The sequence below is a fragment of the Methylobacterium sp. WCS2018Hpa-22 genome (assembly GCF_031843785.1).
Taxonomy (GTDB): Bacteria; Pseudomonadota; Alphaproteobacteria; order Rhizobiales; family Beijerinckiaceae; genus Methylobacterium.
On sequence record NZ_JAVTJA010000017.1, the window covers coordinates 16,961 to 36,139 of the forward strand.

Annotated in this window: 9 protein-coding genes; 4 read left to right on the forward strand and 5 right to left on the reverse strand. The window is 65.8% G+C overall.

Annotation, left to right across the window (positions count from 1 at the left end):
- Positions 1-217: 217 nt before the first annotated feature.
- Positions 218-955: a class I SAM-dependent methyltransferase gene (locus RQI43_RS20185; RefSeq protein WP_311276378.1), complete on the reverse strand. Its 738-nt coding sequence runs from the start codon at positions 953-955 to the stop codon at positions 218-220.
- A 140-nt stretch (positions 956-1,095) separates the two neighbouring features.
- Here RQI43_RS20185 and RQI43_RS20190 point away from each other — a divergent pair, with 140 nt between their 5' ends.
- Together RQI43_RS20190 and RQI43_RS20195 are read left to right on the forward strand one after the other, a co-directional pair.
- Entirely contained in the window at positions 1,096-1,320 is a 225-nt protein-coding gene (locus RQI43_RS20190; protein ID WP_311276379.1) for a hypothetical protein, read from the forward strand.
- 323 nt (positions 1,321-1,643) lie between these two features.
- Positions 1,644-3,308: an OFA family MFS transporter gene (locus RQI43_RS20195; protein WP_311276380.1), complete on the forward strand. Its 1,665-nt coding sequence runs from the start codon at positions 1,644-1,646 to the stop codon at positions 3,306-3,308.
- 238 nt (positions 3,309-3,546) lie between these two features.
- Here the strand turns inward: RQI43_RS20195 and RQI43_RS20200 are convergent, their stop codons facing one another.
- The gene (locus RQI43_RS20200; RefSeq protein WP_311276425.1) at positions 3,547-6,078 is read right to left on the reverse strand and encodes a glycogen/starch/alpha-glucan phosphorylase; all 2,532 of its coding nucleotides are present in this window, start codon (positions 6,076-6,078) and stop codon (positions 3,547-3,549) included.
- Between the two features lie 329 nt (positions 6,079-6,407).
- Between RQI43_RS20200 and RQI43_RS20205 the strand changes: the two genes are divergently transcribed.
- Together RQI43_RS20205 and glgA are read left to right on the forward strand one after the other, a co-directional pair.
- Positions 6,408-8,033: an alpha-amylase family glycosyl hydrolase gene (locus RQI43_RS20205; protein WP_311276381.1), complete on the forward strand. Its 1,626-nt coding sequence runs from the start codon at positions 6,408-6,410 to the stop codon at positions 8,031-8,033.
- Positions 8,034-8,179: 146 nt separating this feature from the next.
- A complete protein-coding gene (gene glgA, locus RQI43_RS20210) occupies positions 8,180-9,712 on the forward strand; it encodes a glycogen synthase GlgA (protein WP_056429248.1) in 1,533 nt (510 codons plus the stop codon).
- Between the two features lie 307 nt (positions 9,713-10,019).
- On the opposite strand, the gene glgB is transcribed toward glgA, so the two are convergent.
- From glgB to RQI43_RS20225, 3 genes are all read right to left on the reverse strand, one after another.
- Entirely contained in the window at positions 10,020-12,332 is a 2,313-nt protein-coding gene (gene glgB, locus RQI43_RS20215; RefSeq protein WP_405030671.1) for a 1,4-alpha-glucan branching protein GlgB, read from the reverse strand.
- Entirely contained in the window at positions 12,333-15,590 is a 3,258-nt protein-coding gene (treS, locus tag RQI43_RS20220) for a maltose alpha-D-glucosyltransferase (RefSeq protein WP_311276382.1), read from the reverse strand.
- A 169-nt stretch (positions 15,591-15,759) separates the two neighbouring features.
- Positions 15,760-19,143 (reverse strand): maltotransferase domain-containing protein, encoded by a 3,384-nt coding sequence (locus RQI43_RS20225; protein ID WP_311276383.1) that lies wholly within the window; start codon positions 19,141-19,143, stop codon positions 15,760-15,762.
- Between the last annotated feature and the right edge of the window lie 36 nt (positions 19,144-19,179).

Consider the following 19,179-nt stretch of genomic DNA (forward strand, 5'->3'; position numbering starts at 1 on the left):
CCTTGACGAGCCTTGGAAGGGGCCGCTTTCGTGCCGTTTCACGGGGCGGAGCGTACGACCGGGTTTGGTGGAGAGCGGTCAGACAGCTTTCGGAAAGGAAACAGCCAAAAGCTGCTATCTGCATGGAGTCGTCAGTCGTTCCGAGTTCGATTGTGTCTTGGGCGAAATGGCCCGTCGAATAGGAAGTAGAAGGGCCGCAAATTCGTCAGAGCCTCTGCTAGCATTTGCGAGCAACAATTGTCTGCATCTGGTTGATTGACGTGTCGATCTCTACAGAAAATCCTAGCCGGCACATTTCGGCAGCAACCCATGAGGGACTCAGCCGAAGCTTTCGATAACTGCTTTTGTGAAGTTCCCAACCATGGTCAGATAGGAGATACACAAGGTCGTTCACGACAACATGCTCAGGCTCATACAACAACGCGCATAGCATAATACGCTGGTCGTCTGATCGCACAGGTATGAACCGATCAGTCCCGGTCAGTTCGGTCGAGAAATCACGAAATGTGAGTGCAAGCCGGCCATCGGAACGCAACGCACGATAAGTATCTTCGAGCAACCTTGATACATCATTCTGACTTTCAAGGTGAGTGAGGGTGTCTCCCATGCAGACGATGGCGTCAACTCCCCCTTCCGTGACGAGCCTTGGAAATGTTCGCAGGTCTGCAAGTATCGCCTTGATCGAGCGGCTTTCGATAGTTTTGCTTAACTCATCCAATAATGCTTGGCTCGTATCAAGCGCCAGCACGTTCTTATACCCAAGATCAGAAAGTGCTAGCGTTTGATAGCCGGGTCCGCAGCCAAGATCAATGGCTACTTCCATAGAGCTAGTCGGAAAACCAAGTTCAGCCAACATGTTGCACTGCTCCGCGAGCTTGCTAGCGAACGACATTCCATTCATCCACGAATAGTGCGCTGCTAAAAAATCGTCGTAATGCCGCTGAACATCGCTCACGGTTGTAACTCCACAGGTAAGATTGTCGTCCAACCGCTAATAATATCGACTTTGGCCAATGGGGCAGGCTGTCGGTGGTGTGAGGTGACTAAGCGTGAGTGACAGGTGGGCTGGTTGCATCTCCGCCAAAAGACACCGCTATGCTGTCCCTAACTGCTCACTTCGCCGGGCTCATCCTGGCCTTCGGGCCGCTGTTCGTCCACCACTCATGGCGGCATGCCCATCTATTACTGGTCGGGGCGATCCTGACGCCGGGTCGGCGCACGGTGACGAGTAGTCTACGCATCATGGGTCTCGCGCAGGAGCGGCTGTCCATGAACGCCCATCGCATCCTGCTCGGGCTCCTGTTCAACGCGTTCGCGTAGTGCGGCCGAGAACACGGCATTGGAAGGCGCGTGCCGGATCTGACCCGGTCGTGCTGCTCCGTCGAGCGGGATTCCGATGCGGCAGCCGTCGCGCGAGGGCACCCGTAAAGGAGACGTTCCCTCGCTCCGTGGCGGACATGAGCATCCCCCCGTTCGCCGGACGATGGCCCTTCACGGAGGCGCAGACGCATCCTCCGGCCACGAGGCGGCCGAGCGGCATACAACCCTCACCCCGGGACCACACCATAGCGTAGCAATACGTTTATAAACCTGTGTTAATCCTGAGGACCAGGCCGCCTTTCGGTCTGGATGAGAGATGCCTCATGAACATACGTATCGGTGACGCCGCTTTCGCGGGAGCGGCCGCCCCGCACTGGCTCTCACGTGAGGCCACGGTCGCGAAGCGCGGGTTCAACCGGTGGCTCGTGCCTCCCGCGGCGCTGGCCATCCATCTGTGCATCGGAATGTCCTACGGATTGTCGGTGTTCTGGCTACCGCTGTCCCGAGCGCTCAGTATCGGGCGAACGGCACCGGCGGCTTGTCCGGACATGAGCATCGCCACGTCCCTGTTCACCACTGCCTGCGACTGGCGCGTCAGCGACCTCGTCATCGTCTTCTCCATCGGCATCGTGATGCTCGGCCTCTCGGCCGCCGTGTTCGGCGGCTGGCTGGAGCGGGCCGGCCCGCGCAAGGCCGGCCTCGCTGCAGCCCTGTGCTGGGGCGGCGGCTTCCTGATCGGGAGCCTCGGCGTCTACCTGCATCAGCTCTGGCTGATCTGGATCGGCATGGGAGTGCTCGGCGGCATCGGCCTCGGGCTTGGCTACATCTCCCCGGTCTCCACCCTGGTGAAATGGTTCCCCGACCGGCGCGGCATGGCCACGGGAATGGCCATCATGGGCTTCGGCGGCGGCGCCATGATCGGCTCGCCGCTCGCCACCCTGCTCATCAACTCTTTCAAGACACCGGACTCGGCCGGCGTCTGGCAGACGCTCTCGGCGATGGGCGGGATCTACATCGTGGCAATGCTGTGCGGCGCGTTCGGCTACCGCGTGCCGCCGGCCGGCTGGCAACCCAAGGGATGGACCGCGCCGGCAGCGAAGAGCGCGATGATCAGCTCCGGCCACGTCCATCTGGACCAGGCTCACAAGACCCCGCAATTCTGGCTGCTATGGGCGATCCTCTGCCTCAACGTCTCCGCCGGCATCGGCGTCCTCGCCCTCGCCTCACCGATGTTGCAGGAAATCTTCGGCGGCGCGCTGATCGGCCTGCCCGGCCTCGGCTTCGGGGAGCTCGATGCCGGCCAGAAGACGCAGATCGCGGCGGTGGCGGCCAGCTTCGTCGGATTGCTGTCGCTGTTCAACATCCTCGGCCGTTTCTTCTGGGCGTCGATCTCGGACAAGATCGGTCGCAAAGTCACCTATGCGACCTTCTTCGTCCTCGGATGCCTGCTCTATGCCGGCGCGCCCTGGGCGGCGTCGATCGGTTCGAAGGCGCTGTTCGTCACGTTCTTCTGCGTGATCCTGTCGATGTATGGCGGCGGCTTCGCCACGATCCCGGCCTACATCGCCGACATCTTCGGCACGCAGTTCGTCGGCGCCATCCACGGGCGCCTGCTCACCGCTTGGTCGACGGCGGGCGTGGTCGGTCCCTTCGTGGTCACGGCGATCCGGCAGGCTCAGGTGGATGCGGGCCTCGAGAGCGCGGCGCTCTACACCCGGACCATGTACATCCTCGCCGGTTTCCTGGCGGCGGGCTTCGTGGCGAATCTGCTGGTCCGTCCGCTGGCCGCGCGCTGGTTCATGAGCGACGCCGAACTCGGTGCCACAGCGAAGGACGGGGTCGCCGCCCTGACGGGCGGGGTCGGCGATTTCGGCATCGGCCGCGGCGGCGTCACGCCGCTCGCGGTTCTCGCCTGGGTCGCCGTCGGCCTGCCCATTGCCTGGGGGATATGGAGCACGCTGTCGAAGGCGACGATTCTCTTAGGGTAGGCACCGAGAGCGCCACCCCCTTCCGCGGCAACGGAGGTTCGTCTCCGTCCGCGACCCGAGACCGGTCGCGCATGGCGGCCGGCGCGACCGGCCTCTTCGGGACATCGACGCGACCGGGACGACGTCGTCTGTGACAGCCCGCAAGCAGACCGACGCAAGTCGGCCCCGCAGGGTCCTTCCGGGCGGAGCCGCTACGTCGGTCTTCGACCACCCGGCGGGTGGGGTTGAGCCTTCCGGCTCACCCCACCTTCACCCGCCAGATGTCGTCGGCATATTCGCGCATGGAGCGGTCGGAGGAGAACCAGGCCATCCGGGCGGTGTTGAGGATGGCCTTCTTCCACCAGCTGGCCTTGTCGATCCAGGCGGCGTCGATCTCGCGCTGGACGCGCCAGTAATCGTCGAAATCGACCGTGAGCAGGTAGCGGTCGTTGTGGCGCAGGTCGTCCACGATCGGCTGGAAGCGGCCGCGCTCCTCCGGCGAGAACCCGCCCGCCTCGATGAAATCGAGGGCGGAGGCGAGGCGCGGTGAGGCCGCGATGGCCCGGGCGGCGTAATCCGGCTCGGCCGCACGCTTCTGAACCCCGGCCGCGTCGAGGCCGAAGATGAAGATGTTGTCCGCCCCCACATGGTCGCGGATCTCGATATTGGCGCCGTCGAGCGTGCCCACGGTGAGCGCGCCGTTCAGCGCCAGCTTCATGTTGCCGGTACCCGACGCCTCCATGCCGGCGGTGGAGATCTGCTCAGACAAGTCGGAGCCGGGGATGATCGCCTCGGCGAGGCTGACGCGGTAATTCGGCAGGAACACCACCTTGAGCCGGCCGGCGATATCCGGGTCGCTGTTCACGAGCTTGGCGACATCGCAGGCGAGCTTGATGATGAGCTTGGCCTGGACATAGCTCGGCGCCGCCTTTCCGCCGAAGACCTTGACGCGCGGCGTCCAGTCCTTGTGCGGCTCGGCCTTGATCGCCTGGTAGAGCGCCACAGTCTCGATGACGTTGAGGAGTTGGCGCTTGTATTCGTGGATCCGCTTGATCTGCGTGTCGAACAGGGCCGACGGATCGATGACGATGCCGGTATTCTCGGCCACCACCTTGGCGAGGGCCTCCTTGCGGGATGTGCGCATGGCGGCGTAGCGGGCCTGGAAGGCGGGATCGGCGGCGTGATCGGCCAGCCCCAGCAGCGCCTCGGGATCGTCGAGGACGCGCTCGCCCACCACCTCCACGGCGAGCTTCGTCAGCTCGGGGTTGCAGTTGTGGAACCAGCGCCGGAAGGTGATGCCGTTGGTCTTGTTGACGATCTTATCGGTGTCGAGGGCGTGGAGGTCCTTGAACACGGTGGAGCGCATCAGGTCGGTGTGGAGCGCCGAGACACCGTTCACCCGGCGGGCGCCCAGGAAGGCGAGATGGCCCATCCGCACGCGCTTGCCGTTGGCCTCGTCGATGAGCGAGACCGAGGCGAGCTGCGCCGCATCGGCCCGGCCGTGGCGTCCCTGCTCTTCGAGATGCATCCAGTTGATCAGGTAGATGATCTGCATGTGGCGCGGCAGCAGCCGCTCCATCAGCTCCACCGGCCAGGTCTCCAGCGCCTCCGGCAGGAGGGTGTGGTTGGTGTAGCTCAGCGTGTTGGTGGTGATGTGCCAGGCATCCTCCCAGGTCACGCCATGATCCTCGAGGAGGATGCGCATCAGTTCCGGCACGGCAATGGCCGGATGGGTGTCGTTGAGCTGGATCGCCGCATGGTCGGGCAGCGAGCGCAGGTCGCCACGCTCGGCCACGTGCCGGGAGACGAGGTCCTGCAGCGAGGCCGAGGTAAAGAAGTATTCCTGGCGCAGGCGGAGTTCCTGGCCGGTCTCGGAGGAATCGCTCGGATACAGCACCCGCGAGATCGCTTCGACCTTGGACCGGGCGGCCACCGCGCCCACATGGTCGCCGCCGTTGAACTGCGCGAGTTCGAGGGGCGATTCCGCCTCCGCCTTCCAGAGCCGCAGCGTGTTGACGTGCTTGCCCCGCCAGCCGACCACGGGGACGTCATGGGCCACGGCCCGAACGGTCTCCGCCGGGTGCCAGTGCCGGCGGATCACGCCGTCCGAGATCGCCGACATGGTGACATGGCCGCCGAACCCGATCGTGTAGGTCGCCTCGGGCCGCACGAACTCCCAGGGATTGCCCTCGGCGAGCCAGGTTTCCGGCGCTTCCTTCTGCCAGCCATCCTCCAGGGATTGCTTGAACAGGCCGTGATCGTAGCGGATGCCGTAGCCGATGGCGGGGATCGACAGGCTCGCCATGCTCTCCATGAAACAGGCGGCGAGACGGCCGAGACCGCCATTGCCGAGCGCCGCGTCCGGTTCGGCCGCCTCGACGTCGCCGAGATCGATGCCGAGATCGCGCAAGGCCCGGCGGGTCGTGTCGACGAGGCCGAGATTGTTCATGGCGTCGGACAGGAGCCGGCCGATGAGGAATTCGAGGGAGAGGTAATAGACCCGCTTGTTGGGAATGCTCGTGGACCTGCCGTCCATGCAGGCATCGACGATCCGGTCGCGCAGGGCCAGGGCGGTGGCGGCGAACCAGTCGCGCTCGCGAGCGGTCTCGGGGGTCTTGCCGATGGCATAGGCGAGCTTGGCGAGGATGGCTTCGCGCAGATCCGCCACTGGGTCGCCGGAAGCGGGCTTGGCGGGAGCGGTCCAGCCCGGCCGGGCCGGCGCTTCCGCCGCGGCGGCGCGCGTGCCGGTCTCGTCACTCCGTGCGGAGGCGGCCAGGATTTCGTTCAGCATGGTCTCGTTCCCCCATAGTGTCGCTGCCGCGACGCCGATTTCGCCACCCGCTTCTTCCGGCGGTGACCGTTCGGCAACGGCGATATCGATGAGGTCGGCCCATGGGACCAAGCGGTCCCGCTGCCCGCGCCCGATCCTCGCGATTCGCCAATCTCACATCGAAACAGCGCGGGAATGAGACCATTTCGCGCTGAAGGTTTCATGAATGCGGCAGATGAGCGCTGGCGCGCCATAAGGCGGACACAGCCACGGCGGGGTCGCTTGACGCGCCCGCGCAGGCTAGGCTGTTACCGCCATCGGGGCGTGAATCGGGTCAGACCGGGGGACGGATGACGTCAGGCGAGACGACTGTTCCGGATCTGGCGAAAGCCGTCTGGTGGAAGCGGGGGACCGTCTATCAGGTCTATCCGCGCTCGTTCCAGGACACCAACGGCGACGGTGTCGGCGATCTCGCCGGCATCACGCGCCGCCTCGATTACCTCGCTTGGCTCGGCGTCGACGCCGTCTGGATCTCACCGATCTATCCGTCGCCCATGGCCGATTACGGCTACGACGTCGCCGATTATTGCGGCGTCGACCCGCTCTTCGGCAGCCTCGCCGATCTGGACGAGCTGGTCGCCCAGGCCCATGCCCGGCGGCTCAAGGTCATCCTCGATTTCGTGCCGAACCATTCCTCCATCGCGCATCCCTGGTTCACGGAGAGCCGCGCGTCGCGCGAGAATCCGCGGCGGGACTGGTACATCTGGCGCGATCCCGCGCCGGATGGCGGACCGCCCAACAACTGGCTGAGCAATTTCGGCGGCCCGGCCTGGACCTTCGACGAGGCGAGCGGCCAGTATTACTACCATGCCTTCCTGGCCGAGCAGCCGGACCTGAACTGGCGCAATCCGGCGGTGCGGGAAGCGATGCACGACGTGCTGCGCTTCTGGCTCGACCGGGGCATCGACGGGTTCCGCGTCGACGTGATCTGGCACCTGATGAAGGACGAGGGTTTTCGCGACAATCCCGCGAACCCGGCCTTCCACCCCGAACAGCCGGAGATCAACCGGTTCGATCAGGTCTATTCCGCCGACCGCCCGGAAGTGTTCGACATCATCGCCGGCATGCGCCGCGTGCTGGACGGTTACGACGACCGGGTGCTGATCGGCGAGATCTACCTGCCGATCGAGCGGCTGGTGGCCTATTACGGCCCCGGTCTGACCGGCGTCGATCTACCCTTCAACTTCCAGCTCATCCAGACCCCGTGGCAGGCCGATGCCGTGGCGGCCCTGGTGGACGAGTACGAGGAGGCGCTGCCCCCGGGCGGATGGCCGAACTGGGTGCTGGGCAACCATGACCAGCCCCGCATCGCCGCGCGGATCGGCGAGGCGCAGGCGCGGATCGCGGCGATCCTCCTCCTTACGCTTCGCGGCACGCCCACGGTCTATTACGGCGACGAGATCGGCCTCGCCCATGTGGAGATCCCGCCGGAGCGGATGCGCGACCCCTGGGGCTTCAACGAACCGGGCCATGGCCGCGACCCGGAACGGACCCCGATGCAGTGGGACGACACCGAACATGCCGGCTTCAGCGAAGCCGAACCCTGGCTGCCCCTGAGCGCCGACCGGGACAGGCGGCATGTGGAGGCATTGCGGGACGATTCCACTTCGATCCTCACCCTTTACCGGCGGCTCCTGCATCTCCGCCGCGCCTATCCCGCTTTGGCGGCGGGAAGCTACCGCCGGCTCGATACGGACGGGCTCGAACACGTCCTCGCCTATGAGAGGATGGAGGCCGGCGAGACCGTGCGGATCGTGCTGAACTTCTCGGCGTCACCAGTCCGGTTCCCTCTGGCGGGCGAATCAGGCTGGAGCGTTCTCCTCTCCACCCATCCCGGGCGAGCCGATATCGGTGCCTCGGAGGTGCTCGACATGGCCGGAAACGAGGGCGTGATTCTGCTCAAACACTCGGATTGAAACCTCGCACGCTGAGGGAGGCGGAAAAAACTATCGCGGCGCGACATTTTCCCCGCGCCGCAGCAAACTGAACGTAGTATTAACCGACCCAGTGGCTTGAGTTGTGCATCGCGAAGAGCACGATCTGCCCTAGAGGTCTCCATCATATGCCGGCGACGACCACCTCCAGTGCCGACCTCGCCTCGCCGATTTTCGCCTCCGGCGCGGCCGATGCCGAGGTGATCCGGAGCCTCTCGCTCCAGCCGCGCATCCTCTACGCCACCCCGGAAATGTCGGATTTCGTGAAGACCGGCGGTCTGGGCGAAGTCGCCGGCGCCCTGCCCCGGTCGCTCCGCCGCCATTACGACGTCCGCGTGCTCATCCCCGGCTATCGCCAGGTGGTGGACCGGTTCGACCACATCCCCGTCGTCGCCCATCTGCGCGGCCATGCCGGCATCCCGCCCTGCGATCTCGGCCTCATCGAAACCGGGGACGGCCTCAAGGTCTACATCATCCTGAGTGCCGACCTCTACCAGCGCGACGGAACGCCCTATGGCGACGCGCAGGGGGATTTCCGCGACAACGACCTTCGCTTCGCGCGCCTCAGCCTCGCGGCGGCGGAACTCACCGGCGGGGTCGACCCGTCCTGGTCGGCCGACCTGCTTCACCTCAACGACTGGCAGACGGCGCTCGCCCCCGCCTATCTCGAATGGACCGGGCAGCGCGTCCCCAGCGTGCTGACGATCCACAATCTCGCCTATCAGGGTCTGTTCCCGAGTGATTCCCTCGGTCGCCTCGGCATCCCGGACGGGGCCTTCCAGATGGATGGCTGCGAGTTCTACGGGCATCTCTCCTTCCTCAAGGCCGGCATCTACTACGCCTCGCACGTCACCACGGTGAGTGAGACCTATGCCCGCGAGATCATGATGCCGGAATCCGGCTGCGGCCTCGACGGCCTGCTGCGCACGCGCGCCGCCCAGGGGCGGCTGGCCGGCATCCTCAACGGGATCGACGAGAGCTGGGACCCGCGCACCGATCCCCACCTCGCCACGCGGTTCGAGGCGGACGATTGGAAGGGCAAGCGCGCCAATGCCGAGACGGTGCGCCGGAAGTTCGGCCTCGCCGTATCGCGCGGCCCGCTCTTCGCCATCGTCTCGCGCCTCGTCCATCAGAAGGGCATCGACCTCAGCCTCAGCGCGGCCGAGACCATCGTGGCCGAGGGCGGTCAGATCGTCGTCATCGGCGAGGGTGAGCGCCGCTTCGAAACCGCGCTCAGCGATCTCGCCCGCCGCCATCCGGATGCCGTCGGGGTCCATGTGGGGTTCGAGGAGAAGGAAGCGCGGCGGATGTTCGCCGGAAGCGACTTCCTGCTGATGCCCTCGCGTTTCGAGCCCTGCGGCCTCGCGCAGATGTACGCCCAGCGCTTCGGCTCGCTGCCGATCGTGCGCCGCACCGGCGGCCTCGCCGACACGGTGGAGGACGGCGTGACCGGCTTCACCTTCGGCGAAGCGTCACAGACAGGGTTCCTCGGCGCGGTCCGCCGCGCCCTCGACACGTTCGGCGAGAAGAAGCGCCTCAACGCCATGCGCCGCCGCGCCATGTCCCGCTCCTTCACCTGGGACGGCGCCGCCATGGATTACTCGGCGCTCTACGCCCGGGCTTTGGGGAATGGCGGCGGTCTCCGCGCCCAGACTGTCTGAGAGTCGGTCTCCGACCGATCTTAGCGTCCGAACAGCCGATTTGCATTGTCTTCCAAAGCTTTACCTCATCCTGAGGTGCCGCGCAGCGGCCTCGAAGGAGCCCTCCAGGGATCGCTTCGGTCTCTGGAGGGCTCCTTCGAGGCCTCCGCTACGCTCCGGCGCCTCAAGATGAGGTGGTCGGTTTGGATGATCGACTTTCCCGTCAGCATCCGCTGAGCAATCCGATCAAACAGCCTCCAACACAAAAGGGCGCCGGTTCATCGAACCGGCGCCCTTACTCATGGTATCTTTAAAACACGAGGCGATCTCAGCCCTCGAGCACGAAGATGATCGTCCCGAGCGGCGGCGCCGAGAGCACCAGCGAATAGGGCTGGCCGTGGCTCTCCACGGCTTCCGCCTGGATACCGCCCATGTTGCCGACATTCGAACCGCCGTAGCGCTCGGAATCCGAGTTGATCGCCTCGCGATAGAACCCCGCCTCCGGTACGCCGATCCGGTATCCCTCACGCGGAATCGGCGTGAAGTTGGAGACCACCACCGCGACCTCCCCCGGTGGCTTGCCCTTGCGGGCCCAGGCAATGACGCTGTTGTCCTGGTCGTCGGAGACCAGCCACTGGAAGCCGGCGGCCTCGCAATCCCTCACATGCAGGGCGGGGGTGGAGGTGTAGAGGTGGTTCAGGTCGCGGACGAGATCCTTCACGCCGCGATGCAGAGGATCGTCGAGCAGGTGCCAGTCGAGGCTCTGGTTGTGGTTCCACTCTTTCTGCTGGCCGAACTCGCCGCCCATGAAGAGCAGCTTCTTGCCCGGATGGCCCCACATGTAGCCGAAATAGGCGCGCAGATTCGCGAATTTCTGCCAGCGGTCGCCCGGCATCTTGTCCAGCAGCGAGCCTTTCCCGTGAACAACCTCATCGTGCGAGAGCGGCAGGATGAAGTTCTCGGAGAAGGCGTAGAGCAGGCCGAAGGTCAGGTCATGGTGGTGATAGCGGCGATGGATGGTCTGCTTCGACATGAATTCCAGGGTGTCGTGCATCCACCCCATGTTCCACTTGAAGCCGAAGCCGAGACCGCCCGTATAGGTCGGGTGTGACACACCCGGCCAGGAGGTGGATTCCTCGGCGATCGTCATCGTGCCCGGCGCGTGGCTATAGGTCGCCTCGTTGGTCTTGCGCAGGAAGTTGATGGCGTCGAGATTCTCGTTGCCGCCGTATTGGTTGGGAATCCACTCGCCCTGTCGGCGCGAATAGTCGAGGTAGAGCATGGAGGCGACGGCATCCACGCGCAGGCCGTCGAGATGGTAGTGTTCGAGCCAGAACCGGGCATTGGCGGCCAGGAAGCTCGACACTTCCGTGCGGCCGAAATTGTAGATGTAGGTGCCCCAATCCTGGTGGAAGCCCTGGCGCGGGTCGGCATGTTCGTAGAGATGCGTCCCGTCGAACTGGCCGAGACCATGCGCGTCGAGGGGGAAGTGCCCCGGCACCCAGTCCAGCATCACGCCGATGCCGGCCTCGTGGGCCACATCGACGAAGGCCGCGAAATCGTCCGGCGTGCCGAAGCGGCTCGTCGGCGCGAAGAGCGAGACCGGCTGGTAGCCCCATGAGCCGTCGAACGGATATTCCGTGATCGGCAGCATCTCGATATGGGTGAAGCCCATTTCCTTGACGTAGGGGATCAGGCGCTCGCCCAACTCCTTGTAGGTCAGGTAGCGGTTGCCCTCCTCGGCGACGCGTGCCCAGGAGCCGAGATGGACTTCGTAGATCGAGATGGCGGTGTGGCGTGGATCCTTCTCGCCGCGCGTCGCCATCCACTTGTCGTCTCTCCAGACGGGCGCGTTCGTGCCCTGGAGTACGGAGGCCGTCTCCGGCGGCTTCTGCGCCGCGAAGGCGACGGGATCGGCCTTCAGCGGCAGGAGCGAACCGTCGGGTCCGCGGATCTCGAACTTGTAATGGGCTCCTGCGGCGAGGCCTGGAACGAACAATTCCCAGATGCCGCCATTCTGCCAGAGCCGCATCGGGTGGCGTCGGCCATCCCACTCGTTGAAATCGCCGACGATGCTCACCCGGCGGGCATTGGGGGCCCAGACCGCGAAGCGGAACCCGGCGATGCCATCGAGCTCCATGGATTGGGCGCCGAGCACCCGATAGGTCACGTCGCTGCCGATCTCGCGCAGGTTGTCGATATCTTGCTGATGCAGCGATGAGCCGAAGCTGTAGGGGTCGTGGCGCGGACGCTCGGTACCGTCCCAGCCTTCCACGGCCAGCTCATAGAGCGGCCGTCCCTGGCTCTCGACCCGGGCGACGTAGAACCCGTCCTGATGACGCCGCTCGAACGGGATGCGCTTGCCCGCGGTGAGAAGGGAGGCCGACTTCGCCTCCGGTAGGATGACGCGCACCTCCCAGAGGCCGGGGCCGATCTGGTGAGGGCCGAGCACCGAGAACGGATCGCCGTGATCCGCCCTCATCACAGCGGCGACCGCGTCCGGATGGACGCCCTGAACGGTCGACGTATCGGCATCGGCCTGGCGGGAACTCCCCGACGCGGCCGAGCGGGCCGCGATCCGTTCGGACCGCTTCCGCTCCTGCTCGGACGTCTTCGCCAGGCTCTCGTCGATATCCGTCATTCAAACGCCTCTCTTGGTGTCGTCCAGAATTGTGAGAACCCCACGGGCTGGGATTTCGATCCAATCCGGCCGGTTATTGGCCTCGTAATCGACCTCGTAGAGCGCCTTCGCCAGGAGCGAGAGCGCGAGCAGCCGCGTCTCGGTCTCCGGGTCGGTCACTGCCGCACGGCTGGTCGAGGCCACGCCGCGGTAGGCATCGAGGAACGCGGCATCGATCATGCCACGCCAGGCGATGGACGCGTTGCGAGCCCGGCCCTCCGAATCCGCGAACCTCGCCGCGATCTCGCGGGTGACGGTCTCGGCCCCATAGGCGAAGGAGCGCAGCATCCCGGCGACGTCGCGCAGCGGCGTCGACTTGGCGCGGCGCTCATCGGCCGGGCGAGCGGGCTCACCCTCGAAGTCGATGATGATGAGGTCGCTCTCGGACGCGAGAACCTGGCCGAGGTGGAAGTCCCCGTGGATCCGGGTCTTCGTTGCCCCAACCGGCGGACGCGACGTCATGTCCTCGATCAACAACTCGACTTCGCGGCGGCGACCGGCCAGCTCGGTGATCGCCGTGCTGGAGGTGCGGCCCGCCAGGGCGTCGAGGGCACGGAAGGCCCTCTCGCCCATCCGGCGTGCATCCTCACCGAGGTCGCGCAGGTCGTCATGCGTGAACGGTTCGGGCGCAAAAGCCGGGTCGTCGGTCTCGATGGCGAAGGCGTTGTGGAGCTCGGCGGTGCGGCGGCCGAGGAGTTCGGCCCAACGCAGATGCGGGGCGAAGGCTTCGGTGGGCTCCGGCGCCTCGCTCTCGGGAGCGAGCACGACGGTATCGAAGTCGCGGCGTAAGCCCTCCAGCATGAGGGTCCAGGCATCGCCCTGGTTCGGCACGAAGGCCTGGAGCACGGCGAGCGCCGTCCGTGTCCCGTCCCCGTCCACGTGCTCGACGACGCCGAGCAGGGCCGGAGTGTTGGCGAAGCCCGCCTGCTCGGTGAGGAACCGGCCGACCTCGATCTCGGGATGCACCCCCGTCTGCATGCGGCGGAGGAGCTTGAGCATCATCTTCGAGCCGATGGCGATCGAGGTGTTGCTCTGCTCCGCGTTCAGGCTGCGGACTTCCGCCAGATCCACGGCGACATCGCGATCGAAGGCCGAGGTATGGGAGAAGACGAGCTTGCCGGTCTCTGTCGGCAACTCGACGCCGTTGCGCATGCCGTCGATCAGGGCGACCGAGAAGGCCGGCGAAGCGGACGCTCCGAACAGCAGGCCCGTGCGCGGTCCGCGACGGACGCGGGCGACCGCATGCGACAGCAGCGTCTCGTCCTCGCGGCCCTCATCGACCCCGAGGGGCACGAAGTAATCCTGGCGCTCGCCATTGGCGAGATGCACCGCCACGCGCGGCAGCAGGAAGCGGGTGAAGCCGCCGGCATCCTTGAGGGTGGCGCTGTCGATCACCGAGACCGACTTGATGCGGGTTCCCTTGGCGCCGAACCAGCGGCGGGTGCCGATAAAGCGCGGCGCCACGGTGCGTTCGAAGGCGGTCCGCTCGCGGCCGGCCATGAGGGTCTCGACACCGCCGGTGAGGACCAGGGTGAAGAGCTCCGGCGTCTCCGGCTGCGGGCCGATTTCCCCGGCATTCGCCGCGTTCAGCGAGAACCAGTAGAACCCGTAGGACGGCAGGGTCAGCAGGTAGGGCAACTCGCCGATGGCCGGGAATTCCGAACCGCCGGTCAGCTCGATCGGCACGGCGCTACGGAACTCGGACAGGTCCAGCTGCACGGCCTGCGGCGCGCGGGACAGGTTGGCGACGCAGAGGACGCGCTCCCCCTCGAACTCGCGGATCCAGGCCAGCACCTTGCGGTTCGTCGGATACAGGAACTGCATGCCGCCGCGCCCGAGGGCGACCGAATTGTTGCGGATCGCGATCATGCGGCGCGTCCAGTTCAGCAGGCTCGTCTGCGACTGGGTCTGCGCCTCGACGTTGATCGCGTCGAAACCGTAGATCGGGTCCTGCACCGAAGGCAGGAAGAGCTTGGCCGGGTTGGCGCGGGAGAAGCCGCCGTTACGGTCCGGAGACCATTGCATCGGGGTGCGCACGCCGTCGCGGTCACCGAGATAGATGTTGTCTCCCATGCCGATTTCGTCGCCGTAGTAGAGCACCGGCGTGCCGGGCATCGACAGGACGAGGGACTTCATCAGCTCGATCTTGCGGCGGTCGTTCTCCAGTAGCGGAGCCAGACGGCGGCGGATGCCGAGATTGATGCGGGCGCGGCGCTCGGCGGCATAGAACGACCAGAGGTAATCGCGCTCCTCCGCCGTGACCATTTCGAGGGTGAGCTCGTCATGGTTGCGCAGGAAGATGGCCCACTGACATCCCTCGGGGATTTCCGGGGTCTGGCGCATGATGTCGGTGATCGGATGCCGGTCCTCGCGGGCGATCGCCATGTACATGCGCGGCATCAGCGGGAAGTGGAACGCCATGTGGCATTCGTCGCCGTCGCCGAAATACTGCGCGGTCTCCTCCGGCCACTGGTTGGCTTCCGCCAGCAGCATGCGGTCGGGATAGCTCGCGTCGAGCGCGGCGCGAATCGCCTTGATGACCGTGTGGGTCTCCGGCAGGTTCTCGCAATTCGTGCCGTCGCGCTCGATCAGGTAGGGGATCGCGTCGAGCCGCAGGCCGTCGACGCCCATGTCGAGCCAGTAGCGCATGACCTCGATCACGCCCTCCAACACAGCGGGGTTGTCGAAGTTGAGATCCGGCTGGTGGCTGTAGAACCGGTGCCAGAAATACTGCTTGGCGACCGGGTCCCAGGTCCAGTTCGAGGTCTCGGTGTCGAGGAAGATGATGCGCGTGTCGGAATACGGCGTGTCGGTGTCCGACCAGACGTAGAAATCGCGCTCAGGGCTGCCGGCCGGCGCCTCGCGGGCGCGCTGGAACCACGGATGCTGGTCCGAGGTGTGGTTGATGACGAGCTCGGTGATGACGCGCAGGCCACGGTCATGCGCGGCCTCCACGAACTTCCGGAACTCCTCCATCGTCCCGTAGGACGGATTCACGTCGCGGTAATCGCCGATATCGTAGCCGTCGTCGCGCAGGGGCGACGGATAGAACGGCATCAGCCAGATGGCGGTGACGCCGAGGTCCCGCACATAATCCAGTTTCTGCGTCAGGCCCTCGAAATCGCCGATCCCATCGTTGTTCGAGTCGAAGAACGACTTGACGTGGATCTGGTAGATGATGGCGTCACGGTACCATTGCGGATCGCTACGATCGATCATCGCGTCGTTGCCTCATGCGTCGGGTTCAAGGGCGTGTTCGGCTTCGCGGCGCGCGCCCTTCGCCGAAACGAAGGGCTTGGCCGCGTCGGCCGCAGCTTTGGCACCAGCTTCTGGGCGACAACGCGACGGACGGCTGAAAACTCGAAGTTTTGTGCTGACACGCGGGCGGCTACTCCGCAACCCGCTGGGGTGCGCGCAGCCGCCATACGATGACGGACCGCTCCGCCGGATCGAGGGCGATGCGGTGGGACTTGCCGCGCAGCTCGAACTTGTAGCCGAGCAGCAGGTCCTCCACCTCGACGGCGCCGTGATCGGGCTCCCCAAGGAGCCAGAGCGGTACCTCGTAGGTGCATTCCTGGCGGTTCTTCGGATCGAGGTTGACCATCACGAAGATGCAATTGTCGCCCTCGGGCGTCGCCTTGGCGTAGGCGACGATCTGGTCGTTATAGGCCGCCGTGAAGGTGATGTTGCGGAAGTCCCAGAGTGCCGGGTTCTCCTGCCGGATGCGGTTGAGCTTGATGATGTGCGCGCGGATGTTGCCCGGCGCATGGTAATCCCAGGCCTTCAGCTCATATTTCTCTGAATTGAGATATTCTTCCTTGCCAGGATAAGGTGCTGCCTCGCACATCTCGAAGCCGTTATAGATGCCGTAGACCGAGGACAGCGTCGCCGCCAGGGTCGCCCGCACGATGAATCCGGCGCGGCCGCTGGTCTGGAGGTAGACCGGATTGATGTCCGGCGTGTTGGCGAAGAAGTTCGGCCGGTAATATTCGCCCATCTCGCCGGCGAGCTCGGTCGAGTAGTCGATGAGCTCCTGCTTCGTGTTGCGCCAGGTGAAGTAGGTGTAGCTCTGCTGGTAGCCGGCCTTGGCGAGCTTCTTCATCATCTTCGGCCGGGTGAAGGCCTCGGCGAGGAAAATCACGTCGGGATAGCGGGCATTCACCTCGGCGATCATCCATTCCCAGAACGGGATCGGCTTGGTGTGGGGGTTGTCGACGCGGAAGATGCGGGCGCCGAGTTCGGCCCAGCCCATGACGATGTCGCGCAGTTCGATCCAGAGCGAGGGCAGCGCGCCGCCGTAGAAGTGGACGTTGGAGATGTCCTCGTACTTCTTCGGCGGGTTCTCGGCGAATTTCAGAGTGCCGTCGGGGCGCCACTCGAACCATTCTGGGTGGTTCTTGATCCACGGGTGGTCGGGCGAGCACTGGATCGCGAAATCGAGCGCGATCTCCATGCCGTAGGCGTGGCTCGCGGCGACCAGCCGGCGGAAATCGTCGAGGGTGCCGAGTTCGGGATGCACCGCCTCGTGCCCGCCCGCCTCCGAACCGACCGCATAGACCGAGCCGACATCGCCTTCGAGCGCCGTGAGGGTGTTGTTCTTGCCCTTGCGGTTGGTCTTGCCGATCGGGTGGATGGGCGTGAAGTAGAGCACGTCGAAGCCGAGTTCCCGGATCTCGGGCAGACGCCGGATCACGTCGTCGAACATGCCGTGGCGGTTGACGTCCATGGATTGCGAGCGCGGGAAGATCTCGTACCAGGCCGAGAACCGGGCCGCGAGGCGGTCGGCGATCACCGGCACGTTCACCGGGTAGCGCGAACGGTTGACCCGGTCCGCATGCTTGCGGATCAGGGACGCAGTCTCGGGGGCGAGGATGAGATCGAGCTGCGCTGCCGATCCGGTTTTCTCCGCTCCCAGGGCCGAGACGATGGCCTGGAGCCGGGCCTGGTCCGGCCCGGTGGCGAGGTCCGCCGCCCCCTGTACGAAGCTGGCGCCCTCGATGGTCTCGAGGCGCACGTCCACGCCCGCATCTCGCTTCTTCAGCGTGTCGCGGATCCAGGACGAGAAGGCGTCGCGCCAAGCCTCGATGGTGAATTCGTAGCGGGCATTGTGTTCGAGGGGGAAGGAGCCGCTCCAGCGGTCGTTGTCCACGAACACCATGCGGTCTCGGCGCCACTCCTCCTCGCCGACGACGCGCGACAGGATCGCGGCGTCGATGATCTCGTGACCGTCGCTGAAGATGTCGGCGGAGACCGCCACCTGCTCGCCGACCACGCGCTTGACCGGGGAACGGCCCCCGTCGATCTCGGGCGAGACCGCCTCGATGACGACGCGACCTTCGCCCGACGGCGTGGAGGGAGCGGGGGGCTTTGCCACCACCCGCCGCTCGGCGGCGAGGATGCGGATTTCGCCGGGCGCGAGATCGAGGCTCGTGCCGGGGAGGAACTCGATGGGCTCCGCCTCGGGGGTGAGGTCCTTGAAGCGGCCGAGCATGCCGCCCGTCCGAGCCACCAGAGGCCCGGCATCCACCGCCACCGCCACGGGGCCGGGGTTGAACAGGACGAGGGTGGCGTGGCGCGCGGAGGCGCCGTGTCCGGTGTCGAATTTCAGCAGCGCCACATAGGCCGCATCCGGCGCCGAGATCCGCGACTGCGCGCCCTCCACATTGGCGGAAGCGAGGCTGGCCTTCAGGGCGTTGATGGCCGCGACATAGCCGGAAATGTCGATGCCGGTATCGGTTTCGCGGGAATCCGGCGTGGTCTCGACCACGTGCAGGGCGCGGCGATAGCCCCATTCGTAGCCGATGGGCAGGAGTACGCCGGCCGAGAAGAACGCGGCCAGGGCGTAGCGCGCCTTGAGCCGTCGCGCGATGGCGTCCGGCCCGCCGGAAAGCCCGCCCGCGAGGCGGGGCATGTCGTGGTTCTCGGGGAAGGCGATGGAGGGGGCGATCACGCGCAGGCGGTCGTATTGTTCGAGCGCCCATGGCGCCTTCAGGTCCCACCAGGCGAAGGAATTGAACAGGTAGTCGAAGCCGGCGCCCGCCGTAGCCTGGGCCTCCTCGAAGGTGCAGCCCAGGGTCTCGGCGGCGAACAGGCAATCGGGCTCCAGCGCCTTGGCGGCGCCGATGAGCGAGCGCCAGACATCCGGCGGCACCTTGTAGGCGGCGTCGCAGCGGAACCCGCCGACGCCGAGATCCTGCATCCGATTGATGTAGCCGGCCCAGAGCCGGGTCAGCTCCTCGCGCGCACCGGCCGAATGATAGTTCAGCTCGGCGAGGTCGCCCCAGACCGTGCGGATCGACGGATCGTCCGGGTCGACGGCGGCCGGGCTCTCGATGTTGCCGGCCTCGTCGCGCAGGAACAGATCCGGCCGCTCCCGCGCCAGGGGGCCGTCCTTGGCGGTGTGGTTGATGACGAGGTCGGTCATCACCCGGATGCCGTGCGAGGTGGCGGCGGCGCAGAAGCGGCGGATCTGCTCGTCGTCCGAGGTGCCGTCATCGTCGCGGAAACGCTCGTCGAGCCTTTCCGGGTCGGAGACCGCGTAGAGGCTGCGCGAGCCGCCGGTCTGGTGGAACGGATTGAGGTAGATCCAGTCGAAACCCATCCCGGCGATGCGGGGAAGCTCCGCCGTCCAGGCCGAGACCTTTCCCACGAGGAGGGGGAACAGGTTGTAGATGCGCGGCCCCTCGGCCCGGGGGGCGAGGCCCGCAGGCAGCGCCACGGTTCCGGCTTCGGTCCGCGCGGCGGAGATCTTGGCTGGGCTCGGCGCGTTCATGCGTACTCCGTTCATTTGAATAGCGTGTCCCCGTCT

Excerpts from the sequence above, each read along its gene's own strand:
- RQI43_RS20225 (WP_311276383.1), bottom strand. The coding sequence starts at position 19,143 with ATGAACGCGCCGAGCCCAGCCAAGATCTCCGCCGCGCGGACCGAAGCC.
- RQI43_RS20190 (WP_311276379.1), top strand. The coding sequence starts at position 1,096 with ATGCTGTCCCTAACTGCTCACTTCGCCGGGCTCATCCTGGCCTTCGGG.
- RQI43_RS20205 (WP_311276381.1), top strand. The coding sequence starts at position 6,408 with ATGACGTCAGGCGAGACGACTGTTCCGGATCTGGCGAAAGCCGTCTGG.
- treS (WP_311276382.1), bottom strand. The coding sequence starts at position 15,590 with ATGATCGATCGTAGCGATCCGCAATGGTACCGTGACGCCATCATCTAC.
- RQI43_RS20200 (WP_311276425.1), bottom strand. The coding sequence starts at position 6,078 with ATGCTGAACGAAATCCTGGCCGCCTCCGCACGGAGTGACGAGACCGGC.
- RQI43_RS20195 (WP_311276380.1), top strand. The coding sequence starts at position 1,644 with ATGAACATACGTATCGGTGACGCCGCTTTCGCGGGAGCGGCCGCCCCG.
- glgA (WP_056429248.1), top strand. The coding sequence starts at position 8,180 with ATGCCGGCGACGACCACCTCCAGTGCCGACCTCGCCTCGCCGATTTTC.
- glgB (WP_405030671.1), bottom strand. The coding sequence starts at position 12,332 with ATGACGGATATCGACGAGAGCCTGGCGAAGACGTCCGAGCAGGAGCGG.